The organism is Pseudomonas sp., from assembly GCF_050739655.1.
Taxonomy (GTDB): Bacteria; Pseudomonadota; Gammaproteobacteria; order Pseudomonadales; family Pseudomonadaceae; genus Aquipseudomonas.
In genome coordinates this window covers 1-1,793 of the sequence record NZ_JBOIBY010000720.1, presented here as the reverse complement: position 1 = coordinate 1,793, position 1,793 = coordinate 1, and the positions used below count along the sequence as shown (strand labels likewise).

At 63.0% G+C, this 1,793-nt stretch carries 2 protein-coding genes; both read left to right on the top strand.

Going from position 1 to position 1,793, the window contains the following annotated elements:
- Window positions 1–122 precede the first annotated feature (122 nt).
- Window positions 123–755, top strand: a complete 633-nt coding sequence (locus ACRESJ_RS34075) for a glutathione S-transferase family protein (protein ID WP_431761811.1) — start codon at window positions 123–125, stop codon at window positions 753–755.
- On the top strand, window positions 752–1,696 hold the full coding sequence (locus tag ACRESJ_RS34070) for a Nudix family hydrolase (RefSeq protein WP_431761810.1): 945 nt from the start codon (window positions 752–754) through the stop codon (window positions 1,694–1,696). The genes ACRESJ_RS34075 and ACRESJ_RS34070 overlap by 4 nt, the downstream gene beginning before the upstream one ends.
- Window positions 1,697–1,793: the final 97 nt, after the last annotated feature.

Here is a 1,793-nt window from a genome sequence, read left to right as displayed (position 1 = left end):
TATCAGTGTTTGCTGGAGATTTTGTGGCCGACGCGGTCAATGTGGGAGCGGGCTTGCCCGCGAAGACGGCCGTTCAGTCACTGGATCATTTGGCAGGCACTCTGACGAAAAGGCGCCACCCTATGTCCTTGCACCTGATCATCGGCGACAAACTGCTTTCCTCCTGGTCCCTGCGCGGTGCCCTGGCCCTCGATCTGGCCGGCGCCTCTTACACCGAAGAACTGATCAAACTGAACCAGCCTGACACCCGCGAGCGGCTGCTCAAGCATTCGCCGACCGGCAAAGTCCCGCTGCTGAAGACCGAGCACGGCACCATCGCCGACTCCCTGGCAATCGCCGAATACCTGGCCGAGCAATTCCCCGGCAAGGGCCTGTGGCCTTCGGACACCGCCGCCCGTGCCCAGGCACGTTCAGCCTGTGCACAAATGCACAGCGGCTTCTTCGGCATGCGCGGCAACATGCCGTTCGACCTGAGCCATGACGCGCCGCTGGCGCCCGTCCCGGCCGAAGTCCAGGCGGATGTCGAACGCATGTCAGCCCTGTGGGCCGAGTGCCGCGCGGCAGCCACGGAAACCGGCCCATACCTGTTCGGTCGCGCAACCCTGGCTGATGTGTTCTTCGCCCCGATCGCTGTTCGCCTGCGCACCTATCAGGTCAAGCTGTCGGCTGTCGATGAAGCCTACGTTGAAACCATCTACCAATGGCCAGCCTTCAAGGCCTGGCAGAAGGCTGGACTGGAGGAAATCGAGCGGTGAAACGAGTTCATGTAGCGGCCGCGGTTATCCGTGATAACAGTGGCAAGATCCTTATCGCCCGCCGTGCCGATACACAGCACCAGGGTGGCCTGTGGGAGTTTCCCGGTGGCAAGGTCGAGGCCGATGAGTCGGTCGAGGCCGCACTGGCTCGTGAGCTGAAGGAGGAGCTGGGCATCGTGGTCAGCGCGGCGCGCCCGCTGATCAAGGTTCGGCACGATTACCCGGACAAGCAGGTGTTGCTGGATGTCTGGGAAGTCTCGGCGTTTGCCGGCGAACCCCACGGTGCCGAAGGCCAGCCGTTGGCCTGGGTAAGCGCCCGTGATCTGTCGGGATACGAGTTCCCCGAAGCCAACCGGCCGATTGTCGCGGCCGCACGTTTGCCCGAGCAGTACCTGATCACCCCGGAAGATTTGGAAACCCCGGACTTGCTTCGCGGGATCCAGAAGGCCATCGCAGGCGGCATCAAGCTGATCCAGTTGCGCGCACCGAATGGTTACGACCCGAAGTATCGTGACCTGGCTGTTGATGCGGTGGGGCTGTGTGCCGGTAAGGCACAGCTGATGATCAAGGGCCCGTTCGAATGGCTCGGAGATTTTCCGTCCGCCGGTTGGCACATCACCTCGGCTCAGTTGCGCAAGTACGCCGCTGCCGGTCGACCGCTGCCCGCATCGCGCTGGTTGGCGGCGTCCTGTCATAACGCCGAAGAGTTAGCGCTGGCTGAAGAGATGGGCGTGGACTTCGTGACCTTGTCGCCGGTGCAACCGACCTTGACTCATCCGGGCGCTGAGCCGCTGGGTTGGGAACAGGCGTCGAACTTGATCGAAGGGTTCAGCAAGCCGGTGTTTCTGCTGGGTGGCGTGGGGCCGGCGCAGGTGGAACAAGCCTGGGCGGCGGGGGCCCAGGGTGTTGCGGGGATTCGGGCGTTTTGGCCTCAGGCCTGATTTTGCGGTGTAGCCACCGGCCTCTTCGCGAGCAAGCCCGCTCCCACATTGGATCGCATTTCTTCTGAAGGAACTCGATCAACTGTGGGAGCGGGCT

Coding starts and splice junctions, on each gene's coding strand:
- ACRESJ_RS34075 (WP_431761811.1), top strand. CDS start 123: ATGTCCTTGCACCTGATCATCGGCGACAAACTGCTTTCCTCCTGGTCC.